The 18181-nt window shown below is 67.4% G+C and carries 16 protein-coding genes, 1 tRNA gene and 1 pseudogene; 10 read left to right on the top strand and 8 right to left on the bottom strand.

Annotation, left to right across the window (positions count from 1 at the left end; translation table 11 throughout):
- Nucleotides 1–52: 52 nt before the first annotated feature.
- The 5 genes from AC1DNE_RS21755 to AC1DNE_RS21735 form a co-directional block, all read right to left on the bottom strand.
- Complete coding sequence (locus tag AC1DNE_RS21755) at nucleotides 53–2044, bottom strand: methylmalonyl-CoA mutase family protein (protein ID WP_476766939.1); 1992 nt, start codon at nucleotides 2042–2044, stop codon at nucleotides 53–55.
- Between the two features lie 145 nt (nucleotides 2045–2189).
- On the bottom strand, nucleotides 2190–3008 hold the full coding sequence (locus AC1DNE_RS21750; protein WP_441472368.1) for a cell wall hydrolase: 819 nt from the start codon (nucleotides 3006–3008) through the stop codon (nucleotides 2190–2192).
- 349 nt (nucleotides 3009–3357) lie between these two features.
- Nucleotides 3358–3834, bottom strand: a complete 477-nt coding sequence (locus AC1DNE_RS21745) for a DUF1178 family protein (protein ID WP_476766938.1) — start codon at nucleotides 3832–3834, stop codon at nucleotides 3358–3360.
- Between the two features lie 93 nt (nucleotides 3835–3927).
- The gene (grxC, locus tag AC1DNE_RS21740) at nucleotides 3928–4185 is read right to left on the bottom strand and encodes a glutaredoxin 3 (protein WP_441472370.1); all 258 of its coding nucleotides are present in this window, start codon (nucleotides 4183–4185) and stop codon (nucleotides 3928–3930) included.
- A gap of 32 nt (nucleotides 4186–4217) precedes the next feature.
- Complete coding sequence (locus tag AC1DNE_RS21735) at nucleotides 4218–4994, bottom strand: ComF family protein (protein WP_476766949.1); 777 nt, start codon at nucleotides 4992–4994, stop codon at nucleotides 4218–4220.
- Nucleotides 4995–5327: 333 nt separating this feature from the next.
- Between AC1DNE_RS21735 and AC1DNE_RS21730 the strand changes: the two genes are divergently transcribed.
- A tRNA-Glu gene (locus AC1DNE_RS21730) sits at nucleotides 5328–5403 on the top strand.
- Between the two features lie 281 nt (nucleotides 5404–5684).
- Here the strand turns inward: AC1DNE_RS21730 and AC1DNE_RS21725 are convergent.
- Entirely contained in the window at nucleotides 5685–6041 is a 357-nt protein-coding gene (locus AC1DNE_RS21725) for a hypothetical protein (RefSeq protein WP_441472371.1), read from the bottom strand.
- A 12-nt stretch (nucleotides 6042–6053) separates the two neighbouring features.
- On the bottom strand, nucleotides 6054–7061 hold the full coding sequence (locus AC1DNE_RS21720) for a sugar-binding transcriptional regulator (RefSeq protein ID WP_476766937.1): 1008 nt from the start codon (nucleotides 7059–7061) through the stop codon (nucleotides 6054–6056).
- Between the two features lie 154 nt (nucleotides 7062–7215).
- Here AC1DNE_RS21720 and AC1DNE_RS21715 point away from each other — a divergent pair, with 154 nt between their 5' ends.
- The 9 genes from AC1DNE_RS21715 to surE all read left to right on the top strand — a co-directional run bounded on the left by AC1DNE_RS21715 (nucleotide 7216) and on the right by surE (nucleotide 17708).
- Nucleotides 7216–8577, top strand: coding sequence for an NAD(P)H-dependent oxidoreductase (locus tag AC1DNE_RS21715; RefSeq protein ID WP_476766936.1), 1362 nt, complete (start codon nucleotides 7216–7218; stop codon nucleotides 8575–8577).
- A 20-nt stretch (nucleotides 8578–8597) separates the two neighbouring features.
- Nucleotides 8598–9602, top strand: a complete 1005-nt coding sequence (locus tag AC1DNE_RS21710; protein ID WP_476766948.1) for a thiamine pyrophosphate-dependent dehydrogenase E1 component subunit alpha — start codon at nucleotides 8598–8600, stop codon at nucleotides 9600–9602.
- Nucleotides 9592–10614, top strand: a complete 1023-nt coding sequence (locus tag AC1DNE_RS21705) for an alpha-ketoacid dehydrogenase subunit beta (RefSeq protein WP_476766935.1) — start codon at nucleotides 9592–9594, stop codon at nucleotides 10612–10614. The genes AC1DNE_RS21710 and AC1DNE_RS21705 overlap by 11 nt, the downstream gene beginning before the upstream one ends.
- The gene (locus tag AC1DNE_RS21700) at nucleotides 10614–11849 is read left to right on the top strand and encodes a dihydrolipoamide acetyltransferase family protein (protein ID WP_476766934.1); all 1236 of its coding nucleotides are present in this window, start codon (nucleotides 10614–10616) and stop codon (nucleotides 11847–11849) included. The genes AC1DNE_RS21705 and AC1DNE_RS21700 overlap by 1 nt, the downstream gene beginning before the upstream one ends.
- A 116-nt stretch (nucleotides 11850–11965) precedes the next feature.
- A complete protein-coding gene (locus tag AC1DNE_RS21695; protein WP_476766933.1) occupies nucleotides 11966–12964 on the top strand; it encodes an ABC transporter substrate-binding protein in 999 nt (332 codons plus the stop codon).
- Between the two features lie 16 nt (nucleotides 12965–12980).
- Nucleotides 12981–14693, top strand: coding sequence for an ABC transporter permease (locus AC1DNE_RS21690; RefSeq protein WP_441472377.1), 1713 nt, complete (start codon nucleotides 12981–12983; stop codon nucleotides 14691–14693).
- A complete protein-coding gene (locus AC1DNE_RS21685; protein ID WP_476841186.1) occupies nucleotides 14681–15772 on the top strand; it encodes an ABC transporter ATP-binding protein in 1092 nt (363 codons plus the stop codon). Before AC1DNE_RS21690 ends, AC1DNE_RS21685 begins: the two co-directional genes overlap by 13 nt.
- Before the next feature lie 10 nt (nucleotides 15773–15782).
- On the top strand, nucleotides 15783–16931 hold the full coding sequence (locus AC1DNE_RS21680) for an MBL fold metallo-hydrolase (RefSeq protein ID WP_441472379.1): 1149 nt from the start codon (nucleotides 15783–15785) through the stop codon (nucleotides 16929–16931).
- 3 nt (nucleotides 16932–16934) lie between these two features.
- Entirely contained in the window at nucleotides 16935–17708 is a 774-nt protein-coding gene (gene surE / locus AC1DNE_RS21675) for a 5'/3'-nucleotidase SurE (protein ID WP_441472380.1), read from the top strand.
- A 139-nt stretch (nucleotides 17709–17847) separates the two neighbouring features.
- Here the strand turns inward: surE and AC1DNE_RS21670 are convergent.
- Nucleotides 17848–18043 (bottom strand): annotated as a pseudogene (locus AC1DNE_RS21670) (DDE-type integrase/transposase/recombinase); the annotation flags it as partial.
- Nucleotides 18044–18181 lie beyond the last annotated feature (138 nt).

Genomic DNA, 18181 nt, shown 5'->3' with positions numbered 1-18181 from the left:
TAGGCAAGAGATTCTCGGGTCTGCGCTGTGCTTCGCCCGAGAATGAAGCCGCCTAGTTTTTCGGCTTCGCCGCCAGCCCCGCCACATCGGCGATGATGCCGTCCAGCGCGAAATCCTTCGGCGTATAGACCCGTGCCACGCCCATGTTGCGCAGGGCGTTCTCGTCGTCCGGCGGGATGATGCCGCCGACCACGACCGGCACGTTCATGCCGGCGACGCGCAGGCGGGCGGTGACGTCGCGCACCAGCGGCAGATGCGAGCCGGAGAGGATCGAGAGCCCGATGATGTCGGCCTGCTGCTCCCTGGCCTCGCTGACGATCTCCTCCGGCGTCTGGCGGATGCCGCCATAGCTGACGCTCATCCCGGCGTCGCGGGCGCGCACGGCGATCTGCTCGGCGCCGTTCGAGTGCCCGTCGAGGCCGGGCTTGCCGACGAGGAAGCGCGGCGGGCGGCCGAGCCGCTCCGTCGCCTTCTCCACGGCCGCCTTCGCCGTGGCGAGGCCGGTGGCGTCGCCGAGCTTCGTGGTGTCGACGCCGGTCGGCGCACGGTACTCGCCGAAGATTTCGCGCAGGGTCTGCGCCCATTCGCCGGTCGTGACGCCGGCCTTGGCGCAGGCGATCGAGGCCGGCATGACGTTGCGGCCCTCCCGTGCGCTCGCCGCAAGCTCGGTCAGCGCCGTCTCGGCAGCCTTGGCATCGCGCGCCGAGCGCCAGGCCTTGAGCCGGGCAACCGCCTCGCTCTCGACCGAATCCGGCACGGTGACGACGGCGCTGTCGCCGGCCGAGAGCGGGGAGGGCTCGCTGTTGGTGAACTTGTTGACGCCGACGACGACCTGCTCGCCGCGCTCGATCGCCTCGATGCGACGGGCGCCGTTCTCCACCAGCGCCTGCTTCATGTAGCCGGTCTCGACGGCGGCGAGCGCGCCGCCCATGTCGTCGATCTTGGCGAGTTCCTCCAGCGCCGCTTCCTTGAGTTCGCGGACCTTGGCGTCGATCGCGGTCGAACCATCGAAGATGTCGCCGAATTCGAGCAGATCGGTCTCATAGGCCAGAACCTGCTGCATGCGCAGCGACCATTGCTGGTCGAAGGGGCGGGGCAGGCCGAGCGCCTCGTTCCAGGCGGGCAGCTGCACGGCCCGCGCGCGCGCCTTCTTCGAGAGCGTCACGGCGAGCATCTCGATCAGGATGCGGTAGACATTGTTCTCCGGTTGCGGCTCGGTCAGCCCCAGCGAATTGACCTGCACGCCATAGCGGAACCTCCGCATCGCCTCGTCGGCGACGCCGTAGCGGCCAAGCGTGATCTCGTCCCAGAGCTCGACGAAAGCCCGCATCTTGCAGAGCTCGGTGACGAAGCGCATCCCCGCATTCACGAAGAAGGAGATGCGCCCGACGGTGCCGGGGAACTCCTCCGCCGAGACCTCGGGCCGGGCGCGGATGGAATCGAGCAGGGCGATGGCCGTCGCCAGCGCGAATGACAACTCCTGCACCGGCGAGGCGCCGGCCTCCTGCAGATGGTAGGAGCAGACATTCGTCGGGTTCCACTTCGGCAGCTCGCTGGCCGTGAAGACGACGATGTCGGTGGTGAGCTGCATCGAGGGGCGCGGCGGGAAGACATAGGTGCCGCGCGAGAGATACTCTTTCACGAGGTCGTTCTGGGTCGTGCCCTGCAGCAGCTTGCGGTCGGCCCCCTGCTCGTCGGCGACGGCGATGTAGAGCGAGAGCAGCCAGGCGGCCGTCGCGTTGATCGTCATCGAGGTGTTCATCTGCGCCAGCGGGATCTGGTCGAACAGCGCCCGCATGTCGCCGAGATGGCTCACGGGCACGCCGACCTTGCCGACCTCGCCACGCGCCAGCACGTGGTCCGGATCGTAGCCCGTCTGCGTCGGCAGGTCGAAGGCCACGGAAAGGCCGGTCTGGCCCTTGGCGAGATTGGTCCGGTAGAGCCGGTTGGATTCAGCCGCGTCGGAATGGCCCGCATAGGTGCGGAATATCCAGGGCTTGTCGCGTTGGCCCGTCTGGTGGCCGCCAAGCTTGGTCGCGGTCATGGCGTCTCCCCGTATTGCAGAGCAATCTGAATGTTGCACTGCGGCGAAGATAACGCCAGAGCCTCGACGATGTCCTCTTCGACGTTAGGCGGACGCAATCCGGGCGTCGGTACGGGGTCGCACAGGGCTGCGCTGGTCCCGATGCCTATCGCGAGGAAAGGCTGCCCCTGATCTCGGAATCCGGCAGCAGCGCCAGGCGATTGTCGGCCTTGGGAGGCACCACGAAGGCGCGGATGGAGGCTTTCGGCAGATCGAGATCGAGCGGCCGGCCCGGCGGCAGCGGCGCGTTCTTGACGAGCATGACAGCCGGTGTCTGGAACGTAACGAGCTTGGGTGCCGCCGTCTCGGGAGCGAAGGCAAGCGGCGCCGATGCGAAGGACGTGGAGACCGTCGAGGAAGAGGTCGCGAGGGGTGCGGAGGTGGACGCCGATGCGAGCTGGATCGTCGGCTCCTCGATACGCCTGCGCTCGGGGCGCTCGCCCTTGAGATAGAAGGCGTTGCCGCCGGCCACGGTCACGTAACGCATGTTGGCGTAGCCGAAGCGCATGCCAGCCATATGGAAGTGCTTGGCAGACCCGACCGACTCGTTCCGGCGGCCGTTGAGGATGTCTTCCGCGATCGCCTCGATCTTCGGCAGGGTTTTTTCCGGCATCGGGCGCGTCAGGACGCCGGACGCGAACTGGCGGGGTGCTCCGACCACGCCGCAGATGGTCTCAGGGTAGCGCGCCGATTCGACCCGGTTCATCACCACCGTCCCGACGCCGAGCAGGCCGGCTTCGCTCGACCGGTTCGATTCGAAATACATCGCGCGGACGAGGCATTCCTTCTCGCGCGGATCGGCCTTGGCCAGAGCGACGGCGCGCTTGCGCGCGGCGGTCGGCTCCTTCGTCGCCGGCGCAGAGACCGCGGCGGTCTCGACCGGCGACATGCTGCAGGCGCCCAGCGCCGGCGCGAGGAGAGCCATCAGAATCGGGATGGATCCACGTCCGCCGTACCGGAAAACCCCGTCGGAACGGAGACCATGCGCAGCGATCGCGGCCCGCTTCATGCGGCAACCTCCTGAGTTCGGGATCATGGGCAGCCGGGGGGCGCACCGGGATCACCGGCAAAGAAACCCGAAACACTTAACAGAAAGTTAATCCGGGAAGGAAGGGCCGAGGCGCGCAAAGCTGCCGCCGACGGAGGTCTCCTTCCGCCGGCCCTTGATTTAACGCTTTGCCATAGAACGCAAAACCGGGTGTCCCGGGTCCCGAATTTTTATTCGTGGCGCGCTTGTGGCGGGAAGGAGGCGCGTGTCGGTCCGGCCGGAGGCTTCAGTTCCGCGTGCCGGGCAAGCGCGGCAGCGGCAGGAAGTCGACGCCCTCCTCATGCAGCGCGCGGGCGTCGTCGGCCGTCGCCTCGCCATAGATGGGGCGGGATTCCGCCTCGCCATGATGGATCTTCAGCGCCTCGTCGGCGAAGCGCTCTCCGACATGCTCGGCATTCTCATGCACATGCTGGTGCAGCGCCGTCAGCATCTCGCGGAAAGCCTTCTCCTTGTCGCTCATCAGCGCGACCGGGGCTGGCGGCGCGGCCGCGGGCGCAGAAGCTTCCGGTGCAGGCTCGGCCGCGCGTGCGTCGAGATCGGTGCGCGCGACACTGGGCGCCATGATCGCGCGCTCGACCTTGGTGCTGTTGCAGATCGGGCAGCTGACGAAGCCGCGCTTCGCCTGGTCCTCGAAACCGGCCGAGGACGGAAACCAGCTGTCGAATTCGTGGCCGTTGTCGCAGATGAGGGTGTAGCGGATCATGTCGTCTTAGATGGTGGTGTCGCGCCACCAAGGCAAATGGGCACGCAAGGGGCGCCGCAGGCTGGCTTGGCAGGGCCGTCGAGGCCCCGTGCTTCAGGCCGCCAGCAGTTTGTCGAGTTCGCCGCGGGCATCGAGCGCGTGGATGTCGTCGGAGCCGCCGACATGGCGCTCGCCGATGAAAATCTGCGGCACCGAAGTGCGCCCGCCGGCCCGGGCAGTCATTGCCTGCCGCAGTTCCGGCTGGCCGTCGACATCGATCTCCGAGAAGGCGACGCCCTTTCGGGTCAGCAGGGTCTTGGCCGCCTTGCAATAGGGGCACCAGGAGGTGGTGTAGATCGTGACCGGCGGCATGGGCTGAGGACTCTCGATAAGATGCTGAGCCCTCATGTAGTGCCTTCCCGGCCATCCGTCACGACCCGCGCGAAGGTCAGGATGTCGACTTCGCGGGCGCCGGCCCGCAACAATGCCCGGGCTGCGGCATTGGCGGTCGCGCCTGTGGTCAGCACGTCGTCGACCAGGAGGACGCGCCGGCCYTCGACCTGCGGGCGCATGCCGTCCGGCACCCTGAACGCGCCCTGCAGGTTGTCGGCGCGCTGCGCGCGGGTGAGCCCGACCTGCTGGCGCGTGCGCTTGACGCGGGCGAGCAGCTCTGGCGCGAGCGGAAGCTTCCCCTGGCGCGCGACGATGCCGGCCAGCGTGGCTGCCTGGTTGAAGCGCCGGTTCCAGAGTCGCGTGCGGTGGAGCGGGATGGGCGCGACGATCTCGGCCTCGCCGAGGAGCTCGCGGCCTGCCTGCGCCATCATGCGCCCGAGTGTCAGGGACAATTCGATGCGGTCGCCATATTTCAGGCGATGCACCAGTTCGCGCGCCGCACCGTCGAAGCGGCAGACGGCGCGGGCCCGCGTGAAGACCGGCGGGTCGGCGATCGCGGTCGGTGAAAGCAGGCCGGGACCGAGATCTACGGCGAAGGGCGTGCCGAGCCGCTCGCAATAGGGCCGCTCGATGAAGCCGATGCTGCCCCAGCAGGCCGCGCAGAGCGCCTGCGCCTCGCCGGTCGCGGCCTGGCAGGCGATGCAGACCGGAGGATACACGATCGAGATGAGGCCACGGAGCCCGGCCCGAAAGGCCAGGCGGCTGCGCTGGAGCGCGGCGAAGGGCAGGTGTCGTCGCTGCTCGCTCCCGTCCACCGAAACGCTCCCCCAAGCTCCTCCGGGGCAGTCTTCAGCTTCATCGGCAGGCTTGCAAGACCTGTCTGGCCGCTTCCCGCGCGGCCCGCGCCGTCTTTTCGTCGGTGCAGCGCGTCGGTCGCGCCGGCAACCGAGCGGGATGTTCCGATCGTCTCCACCTTGGCCACAATCCGCATGGAAAGGTCCGGATTATCGCCGCGGCTGTCGAACCCGCCGGGCAGGCTCAATGATTTTTGTCGGGACAGCTGCAAAAAAGCAGTTGCGGCGCCGCGGTGCTCCGACTACAGAACGCCCACGACCGGCGCTGCTCCCTTCGTCTAGCGGTCTAGGACGTCGCCCTCTCACGGCGAAAACAGGGGTTCGAGTCCCCTAGGGAGCGCCACAGCCAAGTCGCTGAATTTTTTCCGATCAGCCCTATCATGCCGACGTCCTCTGGGACTCGCGCAGGGCTGATTCAGATGCCGTCATTTTTTGATCGGCCAGCCCTTCGGCAGGGTCCAACCTTTCGTTGTCCTCGTCGTTGCCGGCACGACCTCTCGCGAACCGTTCTCTCGATAACGGAAGGGAGCTGCGGCAAGCTGCCGCTGCACCTTGCCGTGCTCGTCCTTGGGTTTGCGTATCCAAATTTCTATCGGATACGCGCTTCAATCCCAAGTATCTTCTCTATGGGAGCTGCTGGTTTTCGAAAAAGCCATCCAACGGTATTTGCGTCGTCTTCTCGAAATCATCCATCGCGTCGAGGAGACGTTGGCGATAGTTCAGCAGGGCCAGCAGGAGCTGCGCCGCATCCCTTGAAAGCCCGTATCGCGCCCAGCTTTCGGCTGTCCGCTGTTCCAGGCCGATCCGATCTCCGAATGCTTCGACCGTTTCAAAGCCCAGGCCGCGAACAACCTCGAGCAGCTCCTCCGGTGTCATGCGTGGCTTGACGACATGAGAATGCACGCGCTCCAGAACGAGGCGGATATCGGACGGCCGAAACTGGAGGGAATTTCGCGCGAATTGCTCGAAATTGGTTGCCATATCGTGTTCTCCCTATGCGTGAATTCGCTCTTTGGCGGTATTGCTCGCCGTGTTCTTGGCCAGAAGCGCTTCTGCGGCGCTCTCATCGGTGATGAGGACCTTGGCATTGCTGGCCCGCAGAGCCGCGCGAATCGCTTCCTGCTTGTCGGCACCGCCCGCCGCGATGGCCACCAGGCCGATCCCCCTGAGATCGGCAGGGCTTACCGCCATGACCCGCCTGTTAACGGGGTGATCGACCAACTGCCCCTCGGCATCGATGAAATGGCAGACAAGGTCGCCGACCGCTCCGGCCGCTTTTAGAGATGCCAGGTCCGATTGCGGCAACAGGCCCTCGCGAAACAGCGTCGACCCGGCAGCGACATCGCCAACGCTGACCAATGCGATATCGGCCGCTTTGGCCCGGTCGCGCAATTCGCGCAATGTCGGCTCGCGCCACAGCGCATCCCGCAATTTGGCGTCTGACACGAAGACCGGTGCGGTGAGCTGAAAGCAATCGGCCCCGAAAAGATCGGCGACGCGCCGCGCCACCGCTGAAGGATTGATGCTGCGGGAATGGGTCAGCCCGCCGAGCAGGGACACCACCGACATCGCCTCGATCTGACGGGGTTGAATGCCGCGGAGCGCTTGGCTCAGTGTTCGTCCCCAGCCCACGGCGAGCGACATGCCGTCGACAATCCGGTCCGAAAGCCAAAGACCAGCAGCGTAGCCAACGAGAGAGGACACGCTCGCCGGGTCGCGTGCCGCAGGTACGACGACTGCCTCCTGGAGCCCGAGCGCGGTCACCAATCCGCGTTCCAACGCGGCTTGCCGGGCCGAGCGCGCGTCGATTCTGATCTTGACGATACCGTCGTTTCGGGCCGCGGCCAGCATCCTGATGACCTTGACCCGGCTCAGGCCCAGCGCTTCGGCGATCTGCTCCTGGGTCAAGCCCTCGACATAATACAGCCAGGCAGCGCGGACCTTGGTTTCCGCGACCGGTCCTTCGCCCTGAGCAGATCCTCCGTCGAATGCGTCTTGCACTGCTAATCCGCCATACCGTCCACCGCGCCCACACAGCATCGCAGCATCGGCGCATCAAAGGCAACTGCCCCGAACATAGTGCTCTTGACAGAATAGATGTCCTGTCCTTTTGTTCCGGCAAAAGAACATATGTCCAAGGGAGCACTCGAGGAACATGGCCGCCATTCAACCGCCGCCGCCATCTGGCGCGCCAGCAGTCGGGCTCTCCCTGGCCGAAGCCCTGGACCTGCGCGAGAAAGCCGGAAAGCGCGTTCGCGTCGGCCTGATCGGCGCCGGCCAGATGGGTACCGACATTGTCGTGCAGATCTCTCAGATGCCCGGAATCGAGATCGCGGCCGTGGCCGACATTGCGCAGGACAGGATTTCGGACGCCGCCGCGCTGGCCGGGCGCAAGGGCGAGGTTGCTTCGGTCTCTGACGAGGCGGGGCTCGACGCCGCCCGGCGCAGAGGCCACATCGCCGCCACGTCCTCGCTCGATCTGATCTGCCGCTCGCCGTCGGTCGACGTCATCATCGACGCCACCGGCAATCCGGAAGCCGGCTCGCGGGTGGCGTTGACGGCGATCGCCGCGCGCAAGCACATCGTGATGATGAATGTCGAGGCCGACATCACCATCGGCTCGTATCTCGCTGCCGAGGCGGCGAAGGCTGGCGTGGTCTACACCCTGGGCGCCGGGGACGAACCGGCCGCCGCGATGGAGCTGATCAACTTCATCCGCGCCATGGGCTATCCGGTCGTCGCCGCCGGCAAGGGCAAGAACAACCCCTTCCGGATCGACGCGGTGCCGGCCGATTATGTCGACGAGGCCAAGCGCCGAAACATGAACCCGCGCATGCTCGTCGAGTTCGTCGACGGCTCGAAGACGATGGTCGAGATGGTCGCCATCGCCAATGCCTGCGGCTTCATCCCCGACATCCCCGGCATGCACGGCCCCGCCGCGCCGAAGGACGAATTGCAGAACTATTTCTGCCCGAAGGAAGAAGGCGGCCTCCTCTCGCACAGGGGCGTGGTCGATTTCTCCGTGGCCAAGGGCGTGGCGCCCGGCGTCTTCGCCATCGCCGAGATGCGCCATCCCCGCGTCCGCGAGCGGATGAGCGACCTGCATCTCGGCCCCGGCCCCTACTACTCCTTCTTCCGGCCCTATCACCTGACGAGCCTGGAAGTGCCGCTTTCGGCCGCTGCCGCCGTCATCTTCAACCAGAGCCATATGCGCCCGCTGCCGGTGCCGACCTCCGAGGTCGGCTGCGTCGCGAAGCGCGATCTCGCGGCCGGCGAAACGCTCGATGCCATCGGCGAATACGGCTATCGCGGCTTCGCGCTCTCACGCGCCGATGCTCAAGCGCGCAAGGCGCTGCCGATCGGCCTCGCTCAGGGCGCGACGATGACGCGCGCCGTCGCCAAGGGCGAATTGATCACGCTCGCCGACGCTACCCCCGACGAGCGCTTGAAGATCGTCGAGGTGCGCCGCGCTCAGGACGCGATGATCGCCGCGCTGACCTCCGGAGCCCAGACATGAGCGCACGCAAGACGGACGACATGGCGAGCGCCGCGCCGAGGCCCAACCAGCGGCCCGAACTCGCCGCGCTCGACGACGAGACGGTGGCGCGCGCGCTGACCCGGATGCACCTCATCCGCAAGTTCGAGGAGGCGGCCGAGGCGAGCTACATGCGCGGCCTGATCCACGGCACGATGCATCTCTCGATCGGCCAGGAGGCCAGCGCCGTCGGCACGACGTTGCCGCTCGAAGCGCACGACTACATCCTCTCGACCCATCGCGGCCATGGCCACTGCATCGCGCGCGGCGCCGAGCCGAAGCTGATGTTCGCCGAGTTCTTCGGCAAGGAGACCGGCTACTGCAAGGGCCGCGGCGGCTCGATGCACATCGCCGATGTCGAGGGCGGCAATCTCGGCGCCAACGGCATCGTCGGCGGCGGCCTGCCGATCGCGGTCGGCGTCGGCATGAGCATCAAGGCCCAGAAGAACGGCCGGGTCTGCATGGTCTTCTTCGGCGACGGCGCCTCCAACGAGGGCGCCTTCCACGAGGCGCTCAACATGGCCTCGATCTGGAAGCTGCCGGTCGTCTTCGTCTGCGAGAACAACAAATACGGCATGTCGATGGACATCTCGCGCGCCATGGCGGTGGCGAATGTCGCAGACCGTGCCGCCGCCTACGCCATGCCCGGCCATTGCCTCGACGGAAACGACCTTGCCGGCGTCGCGGCCGTGGCGCGCGAAGCGATTGCGCGGGCCCGCTCCGGCGAAGGCCCTTCGCTGATCGAGTGCAAGACCTATCGCTGGCGCGGCCACTCCAAGAGCGACCGCAATCTCTACCGGACCAAGGAGGAGATCGAGGAGTGGCGGGCGCAGGACCCGATCCGGCGCCTGGAGGACGAGCTCAAGGCGCATGACCGGTTCGACGCTGCGGCGCTGATGAAGCTGGAAGAGGATGCCCAGCGCGACATCGACGCCGCCGTCGAATTCGCCCGCGCCTGCCCGGACCCCGATCCGAAAGACCTGACCCGTGACGTCTATGCCCTCTGACACCCTCGAGGCCGCGGCCGAGATTCGCGAACTCTCCTATGCCGAGGCGGTGCGCGAGGCGCTCGGTCAGGCGATGGAAGCCGACGAACGCGTCTTCCTCTTCGGCGAAGACGTCGGAATCTATGGCGGCGCCTTCGGCGTCTCCGGCGATCTCGTCCACCGCTTCGGCAAGGAACGCGTGATCGACACCCCGATCAGCGAACTCGGCATTGCCGGCGCCGCGGTCGGCGCCGCGATCACCGGCATGCGGCCGGTGCTGGAGATCCAGTTCTCGGATTTCGTCACGCTTGCCATGGAGCAGCTCGTCAACCAGGCGGCCAAGATCCGCTTCATGTTCGGCGGCAAGGCGAGCGTGCCGATGGTGGTGCGTCTGCCCGGCGGCTCCGGCACCGGCGCCGCCGCTCAGCACAGCCAGAGCCTGGAGGCCTGGTTCGCGCATGTGCCGGGCCTCAAGGTCCTGCAACCGAGCACCCCGCATGACGCCAAGGGCATGCTGCTTGCCGCCATCGACGACCCCAACCCGGTCCTGATCTTCGAGCACAAGCTGCTCTACAAGACCAAGGGCCATGTCCCGGCCGAGGCCTATCGCGTGCCGATCGGCCAGGCGGCGATCCGCCGCGAGGGCACGGACGTCACCATCGTCGGCTCCTCGATCATGGCCCGCAAGGCGGAGGCTGCAGCCGAGCGCCTTGCAGCGGACGGCATCTCGGCCGAGGTCATCGACCTCCGCTCGATCCGCCCGATCGACTTCACCACCATTGCCGAGAGCGTGCGCAAGACGCACCGCTTGCTGGTCGTCTACGAGGGCGTCAAGACCATGGGCATCGGCGCCGAGATCTCGGCGATGATCGCCGAGAGCGAGGTCTTCGACTTCCTCGACGCGCCGATCATCCGGCTCGGCGGCGCTGATGCGCCGATCCCCTACAATCCGGTGCTGGAGAAGGCCGCCGTCCCGCAGGAGGACGACATCGTTGCCGCCGCCACCAATCTCGTGCGCCGCGGGGAAGCCTGATGCCGGTCGAGGTCATCCTTCCCAAGGTCGACATGGACATGGAGACGGGCACGATCGAGGCCTGGCATGTCAAGGAAGGCGATCTTGTCCGCCAGGGCGACACGATCTTCGAAATCGGCACCAACAAGGCCGTGATGGAGGTCGAGGCGCCGGCCAGCGGCGCGATCCGCGGCATCAAGCTCGAGACCGGCGTGCCGATCACGGTGGGGACGCCCGTCGCCTGGATCTACCTCGACGGCGAGGCCGCCACCACGCCGTCCGAGCCGGCAGCCGCTGCGGCTTCCGTGGCGGCTGCCACCTCCAACCCTGAAGGCGCGGCTCTGGGGTCAGGCGCCTCTGCGGCTCAATCTGTGGCGCCGGGCCTGCGCGCCACGCCGCTCGCCCGCCGTATCGCGCGCCAGAATGGCCTCGATCTCAAGGCAGTGGCCGGCACTGGACCGCGCGGACGCATCGGGGAAGCCGATGTGAAGCGCCATCTGGAGCAACGCCCGCGTTGCGCCCCCGCGCAGGAGACGCGCCCCGCGCTAGTCCCGGCCGCGAGCAATTCCGAGGGCCGGCTGCAGCCCTTCTCGGCGATCCGCCGCATCGTCGCGAACCGGCTCTCCGAGAGCATGCGCACGGCGCCGCATTTCTATCTCACCTCCGAGATCGAGATGAGTGCATCCCGCGATCTGCTGCGCCGCCTCGCCGTCCGTCACGAGCGCATCGGCGCACCCAAGCCCAGCATCACCGTGCTGATCGCCCGCATCGCTGCCCGCATCCTGCGCGACCACCCGGTCATCAACGCATCCGCCGAGGGCGAGGCCACGCGCTTCCACGAGCGCATCGACATCGGCATCGCCATGGAGCGCGACGGCGATCTCGTCGTGCCGGTGCTGCGCGATGCCGGCAACATGGATATGCCGGCGATGACGCGCGAATTCGCCAGATTGCGCGACGGCATGGCCAGGCGCACGCTGACACCGGCCGAGCTCGGCGGCGGCACCTTCACCATCTCCAATCTCGGCATGTACGGCGTCGACAGCTTCACCGCGATCATCAATCCGCCGCAGGGCGCGATTCTCGCGGTCGGCCGAACCGTCGACAAGCCTGTTGGCCGAGACGGCCAGATCGTGCTGAGGCCGATGGCGAATTTCACGTTGTCCTCGGACCACCGGATCGTGGACGGCGTCGCCGCCGCCCGCTTCATGGCCGATCTGCGCGAGGCGCTGGAAAGCCCCGAGATACTTTTGTGATTGAAGGGCGGTCGCGGCCGCGCAAGGCCGTGAATTGCCAGCTATAGACCATCAGAATGCAAGATCGGCCACCGCAACGGGCGCAAAGGTCGACGGCGAATAACGGAGGAGACGAAATGATGACCCAGACGAGACGCAAATTCGTGATGGCCGCGGCCTTCGGCGCGCTGCTCGCCGCCGGCCCGGCCTTCGCGCAGGCCCCCTCGGGCAAGCTCGTGCTCTACACCTCGCAGCCGGAGAAGGATGCGGCCCAGACCATTGCCGCCTTCAAGAAGGCTTATCCCAGCGTCGACGTCGACATCTTCCGCTCCGGCACGACCGAGGTGATGGGCAAGCTCGCCGCCGAGATATCGGCCGGCCAGCCCGGCGCCGACGTGCTGCTGATCGCCGATGCCGCGAGCATGGAGATCCTGAAGGCGCAGAAGCAGCTTCTCGCCTATCCCGGCGCCAAGACCGACGGCCTGCAGCCCGGCTCCTTCGACGCCGACAAGACCTATTTCGGCTCGAAGCTGATCACCACCGGCATCGCCTACAACACTGCCGCGAAGGAGAAGCCGAGCTCCTGGACCGATCTCGACAAGCCCGGCTACAAGGACCAGATCTCGATGCCGAGCCCGCTCTATTCGGGCGCCGCAGCGATCATGCTCTCGACCATGACGGCGCGTCCCGATCTCGGCTGGAAGCTTTTCGAGGGGCTGAAGGCCAACGAAGCGGTCGCCGTGCGCGGCAATGGGGCCGTGCTGCGCTCGGTCGCCACCGGCGAGAAGGCCTATGGCGTGCTCGTCGACTTCATGGCCTACAACGCCAAGAAGCAGGGCTCGCCGATCGACTTCGTCTTCCCGAAGGAAGGCGCCCCGGCGGTGACCGAGCCGGTCGCGATCGTGAAGACGACCAAGAACGAGGCCGCCGCCAAGGCCTTCGTCGACTTCATCCTCTCCGATGACGGCCAGAAGCTTGCGCTCGCCATGGGGTATATCCCGGCCAAGCCCAGCGTCGGCTCGCCGTCCTGGCTGCCGGAGGGCACCAAGATCAACGTCATGCCTTCCGACATCGCAGCCGTGGTCAAGGTGACGGAAGCCGACAAGGCCCGCTTCGCCACCATGTTCGGCAACTGAGCCCGGACGGGTGCGCATGTCACTCGCTGATACCGCGACGCTGCGCACGCGCGTCGAGGAGACGGGGCTCCTCTGGGGCCTCGTCGGTCTCGTCGCGCTGCTCTCGCTGCTGCCGATCGGGCGGCTGGTCGTCGAAGGGCTGGCCCCCGGTGGTCAGCTCTCGGCGACGGCGCTCGGCAAGGTGTTCGCCAGTCCGGCGACCTGGACGGCCACCGCCAACAGCCTGGTCACCGCGATATCCGGCACCGTGCTCGCGGTTCTGATCGGCGGTACCGTCGCGCTGCTGGCGACGCTGACCGACATCCGCGCCCGCAACGCCTTCACCTTCTGCTTCGTGCTGCCGCTGATGATCGCACCGCAGGTCACGGCGCTGGCCTGGCTCCAGCTTTTCGGCCCGTCGAGCACGCTGCTGAAGCTGATCGGCATGGCGCCGCCGCTCGGCAGCCGCAATCCGCTCTATTCGCGCGAGGGCATCATCCTGCTGCTCGGCCTGCAATATGCGCCGCTGGTCTTCCTGACGCTGCGGGCCGGCCTGCGCGCCCTGCCCAAGGAATTGATCGAGGCCGGCCTTGCCGCCGGCGCCAGCCCGCTCACCGTGCTGCGCACCGTCGTGCTGCCGTTGATGACCCCGCCGCTCGTCGCCGGCATCGCGCTCTGCTTCGTCTCCTGCCTCGGCAATTTCGGCATCCCGGCCTTCCTTGGCATCCCCGGCAACTTCCTCGTCCTGCCGACGCTGATCTACCAGCGCCTCGCGGGCCTCGGGCCGGGCGTGCTCTCGGAAGTCGCAATCCTGTCGCTGCTGATCGGCGTCATCGCCATGGCCGGCATCCTGCTGCAGGATTTCATGATGCGCCGTCGCGACTTCCGCATCACCACGACTTCGAGCGCCGCGCGGCCCTTCGAGCTCGGGCGCTGGCGCGCGCCGGTCGAGACGCTGCTCTGGACCTTCGCGATCCTCGTCCTGGCTCTGCCGCTGCTCGGCCTGCTCAGCACGTCGCTGATCCCGGCCTTCGGCGTGCCGCTCAATGCGGCGACGGCGACATTCGGCAACTATGCCTATGTCCTCTTCGAGCACGCCGCCTCGAAGCGCGCCTTCGTCAACAGCTTCCTGATGTCGGCGGGAGCAGCGATCCTGATCGTGCTGATCTGCGTCCCGCTGGGCTACTTCATCGTCTGGAAGAAGTCGCGGGCGCTCAGGTTGCTCAACCTCGCCGCCGAGCTACCCTATGCCATGCCTGGCGTGGTGCTCGCGATCGCCGCGATCCTGCTTTTCCTCAAGCCGCTGCCGGTGCTCGGCGTCTCCCTCTACAACACTGTCTGGATCATCGTCTTCGCCTATCTCGCGCGCTTCCTCGTGCTCGGCCTGCGGCCGATCGTCAGCGGTTATCTTCAGATCGACCGCACGCTGGAGGAGGCCGCGCAGATCGCCGGCGCCGGCCTGCCGCGCCGCCTCGTCACCATCATCTTCCCGCTGGTTGCGCCGGCGGCGGTGGCAGGCGCGCTCTTGATCTTCCTCACCGCCTTCAACGAGCTGACCGTCTCGGCGCTGCTCTGGTCTTCCGGGGCCGAGACACTCGGCGTCGTCGTCTTCTCCTTCGAGCAGGGCGGCGACTCCACCTATGCCTCGGCGCTGGCGACGATCACCGTTCTCGTCACGGTCGCCCTGATGGCTTCGACCACTCTCTTCGCCCAAAAACTGCCCCAGGGAGTCCTGCCGTGGCGCGACTGACCATCGACCGGGCGCAGAAGCGCTTCGGCTCCTATATCGCCCTCGACGACGTCTCGATCGATGTCGAGGACGGCGAGTTCCTGGCCGTGCTCGGTGCGTCCGGCTGCGGCAAGACCACGCTGCTGCGCCAGATCGCCGGCTTCGACAAGCTCGACGGCGGCGCGATCCGCATCGGCGACCGGCTCGTCTCCTCGCCCGAGCAGCATGTTCCGCCCGAGCATCGCAAGCTCGGCATCGTCTTCCAGTCCTATGCGCTCTGGCCGCATATGACGGTGGCGGAGAACGTCGCCTATGGCCTGACCGTCGCCGGCGTGCGTGATCCCGAGCGGGCTCGCCGCGTCGCGGCGGCGCTCGATCTCGTCGGCTTGAACGGCTTCGCCGAGCGTCGGCCGGGCATGCTCTCCGGCGGCCAGCGCCAGCGCGTCGCGCTCGCCCGCTGCCTCGTCACCGAACCCTCGCTCGTTCTGCTCGACGAGCCGCTCGCCAATCTCGATGTGCATCTGCGTGCCTCGATGGAGGAGGAGTTCTCCCGTTTCCATGAGCGCACCGGCACGACCATGGTCTACATCACCCATGATCAAGCCGAGGCGATGGCGCTGGCCGATCGCATCGCCGTGATGGATCGCGGCCGGCTGCTGCAGCTCGCCACGCCCTCGATGCTCTATCGCGAGCCTGCCAACATCACCGTCGCCGGCTTCATCGGCGACGGCATGGTGCTGCCGGCAACCGTGCTGTCGGCGCCCCAGGCCGGCCGCTGCAAGGTCAGCGTGCTCGGTGTCGAGGCGGTGGTGCGCTGCCGGCCGGATCAGGCGGTGACCGACCAGGTGAAGCTCTGCCTGCGGGCGCGCGACATCGGCATTGCTTCCCCCGGACAGGAGGGGCTTTCCGCCGCAGTCGAACGGCTGTCCTATCAGGGCGGCTTCTTCCGGCTCGAGGCACTTCCCGCCGCCAGCAACGACCTCGTGCTGCATCTCGACGCCGCCGAGCCCGCGCCGGCCCAGGCTGGCGACGCGATCCGCATCGCGATCCATGATGGCTGGGTCATCCCCGAGGCCGGGACAATGGACAAAGCCGCATGAGACCGGCCGTATGAAACTCAGGATCCATGGCGGGGTCGGCGAGAAGGGCCGGACCTGCATCGGTATCGAACATGGCGGAACCCGGCTTCTGCTCGATGTCGGCGTCGACACCAGCGCGCCGCGGGGGCCGGGCTACTACCCCGCGATCACGCCGGACGAGCTGAAGCGGCTCGATGCGATCATCGTGACCCATGCCCATGAGGACCATGTCGCGGCGCTGGGCTGGTGCCTCGCCCACGGATTTGCCGGCCGCGTGCTGATGACGGCCGAAAGCGCCGCCGAAACCGATGCGACGCTCGCGGCTTATGCGACGCCGCAGGAGCGTACGCTTGCCGCGCAGAGCCCGCCCGAGATCATCGTCGCTGGCCAGGATTTCAGGCTCGGCCCGATCGAGATCCGGACCGGCCGCAGCGGTCATGTCGTCGGCGGCGTCTGGTGCCATCTGAGCGCCGAGGGCCGCAGCGTCGGCTATTGCGGCGATGTGGTGCCGGCGAGCCCAGTCTTCGCCATGGATCCGCTGCCGCCTTGCGACCTGTTGCTGGTCGACGCCTCCTATGGCGATGACCGCATCCCGGCGGCCGAACGCGGCGCCGCCATCGGGCGCTGGCTCGCGGCGCATCCGCAAGGCGCCGTGCTGCCGACGCCGCTATCCGGCCGTTCCATCGAGCTGATCGGGCTGATCGAAGGCCCGATCGCCATCCACCAGTCGATGCACGCCGCACTGGCTCAACAGATCGCGGCCTCCGCCTGGTTGAAACCGGGGAGCGTCGACCTGCTGTCGGCGCGCTTCGCCGAGGCGTCACTGTGGGAAGAGGGGCAGAAGCTGCCGCCGGCGGCCCTGCTTTGCGACGATGGCATGGGGCTCTCAGGTCCGTCCAAGGCCGCGCTTGCCCAGGCTCGCCGCGACGGGCACCCGGTGCTGCTGACCGGCCATGTCCCCAAAGGTAGCCCCGCCGACGCGATGCGTGCTGCCGGAACGGCGGACTGGCTGCGCTTCCCGACCCATCCGACCCTGCCCGAGAACGCGGCCATTGCCATGGCAAGCGGTGCGGAACGTGTGCTCGCCCATTCCTGCGATGCGGCCACTGCACGGGCGCTCGCAGGCGACATTCCAAGCCTCGTCGCCAACCTAAAGCCCGGCGACGTCATCGAGATCTGACCCATGCGCATCCTGATCGCCAATGACGACGGCATCGACGCCCCCGGCATCGCCCTGCTGCGCCGCGCCGCCGCCCGCGTCGCCTCCGACATCTGGGTCGTCGCGCCGGAGCGGAAATGGACGGCGGCGAGCCATCACCTCTCCTTCGACCGCGACCTGACGCTGACCCGCCGCGAAGCGCAGGTCTACGCATTGAACGGGACGCCGGCCGATTGCGTCGTCGCGGCGATGACCGTGCTGTTTCGCGCCGGCGGCAAGCCGGACCTCGTGCTCTCCGGCGTCAATGACGGCCGCAACGCCGCCGAGGACGCCGCCTATTCCGGCACGCTCTCGATCGCCCGCGAGGCGAGTTTTTGGGATATCCCCGCCATCGGCTTCTCCCGCACCAAGGGCGGGACATCCGAGGAGCGCGATGTCACCGCACTGGCGGCCCTGATCGACAATCTCTGGCAGCGCCGCGCCGCCTGGAGCCGCGAGGGTGCCTATCTCAGCGTCAATCTGCCCAAGGAGCTGCCGGCCGAGATAGGCCTTGCCGCGATCGGCCGCGACAAAATTGCAGGGGCGGCCGACATCCATTCCGAGGAGGGCGACCGCATCGTCTGGCGCATCCGTCGCGGCCGGCCGCATACCAGCCGCCCGGGCGACGAGAACAGCCTGATCGATGCCGGCCGCATCGCGATCGTGCGCCATTGCTGGATCGATGGCGCCCCGCTGGACGCGGACCTCGCCGCAGGCCTCAATGCCGCGCTGTCCCAGGCCTCCGTTGAATCGGCTTGAGAAGACAGCGCGCGAACACACCGTGGTGGTCGTCGTCACAATAGCCGCCGGTGGCCGCCAAGAGGTGCATCGGGCTCGATGACAGGCTCGGGCCGTGACGCCGGCGACGGCTTTCCTGTGGGCGATGGCGTCAAGGCCCGAGCTTGTCGGTGATCATGCACCGGGGCGCATAGCCCTGCTTCTTCAGAAGACGCCGCGCCGCCTTGGCGTGGCGCCGGGTCTGGAGGATTTCGTCGCGACGTATCCATCCTGGTCGAGAGCCCGCCCGAGCCAGTGCTCTTGCCGGCAATGGTGACCGCGACCTCGTCGAGATGCCGGATGTCGCTCCGCCTCGGCGATCGAAGCTCCGCCCTGCGATCCCAGCCCTTCTTACCCAGCGGTTTGCTAGCTGTGCGGAGCAACGGCTGACGGGGCTCCGCAGCTGCAAGGGATGTTCCGCGAACGCTCGCCTCCGCCAGGATCGATGAGATCGC

It is taken from the genome of Allobosea sp. 05L423, assembly GCF_056397745.1.
The sequence above is the reverse complement of the archived record's forward strand: the minus strand, read 5'-3'. Positions and strand labels throughout refer to the sequence as shown.

Coding starts and splice junctions, on each gene's coding strand:
- AC1DNE_RS21710 (WP_476766948.1), top strand. CDS start 8,598: ATGGCGAGCGCCGCGCCGAGGCCCAACCAGCGGCCCGAACTCGCCGCG.
- grxC (WP_441472370.1), bottom strand. CDS start 4,185: ATGCCGCCGGTCACGATCTACACCACCTCCTGGTGCCCCTATTGCAAG.
- AC1DNE_RS21680 (WP_441472379.1), top strand. CDS start 15,783: ATGAAACTCAGGATCCATGGCGGGGTCGGCGAGAAGGGCCGGACCTGC.
- AC1DNE_RS21725 (WP_441472371.1), bottom strand. CDS start 6,041: ATGGCAACCAATTTCGAGCAATTCGCGCGAAATTCCCTCCAGTTTCGG.
- AC1DNE_RS21750 (WP_441472368.1), bottom strand. CDS start 3,008: ATGGCTCTCCTCGCGCCGGCGCTGGGCGCCTGCAGCATGTCGCCGGTC.
- AC1DNE_RS21755 (WP_476766939.1), bottom strand. CDS start 2,044: ATGACCGCGACCAAGCTTGGCGGCCACCAGACGGGCCAACGCGACAAG.
- surE (WP_441472380.1), top strand. CDS start 16,935: ATGCGCATCCTGATCGCCAATGACGACGGCATCGACGCCCCCGGCATC.
- AC1DNE_RS21690 (WP_441472377.1), top strand. CDS start 12,981: ATGTCACTCGCTGATACCGCGACGCTGCGCACGCGCGTCGAGGAGACG.
- AC1DNE_RS21700 (WP_476766934.1), top strand. CDS start 10,614: ATGCCGGTCGAGGTCATCCTTCCCAAGGTCGACATGGACATGGAGACG.
- AC1DNE_RS21715 (WP_476766936.1), top strand. CDS start 7,216: ATGGCCGCCATTCAACCGCCGCCGCCATCTGGCGCGCCAGCAGTCGGG.
- AC1DNE_RS21705 (WP_476766935.1), top strand. CDS start 9,592: ATGCCCTCTGACACCCTCGAGGCCGCGGCCGAGATTCGCGAACTCTCC.
- AC1DNE_RS21745 (WP_476766938.1), bottom strand. CDS start 3,834: ATGATCCGCTACACCCTCATCTGCGACAACGGCCACGAATTCGACAGC.
- AC1DNE_RS21695 (WP_476766933.1), top strand. CDS start 11,966: ATGATGACCCAGACGAGACGCAAATTCGTGATGGCCGCGGCCTTCGGC.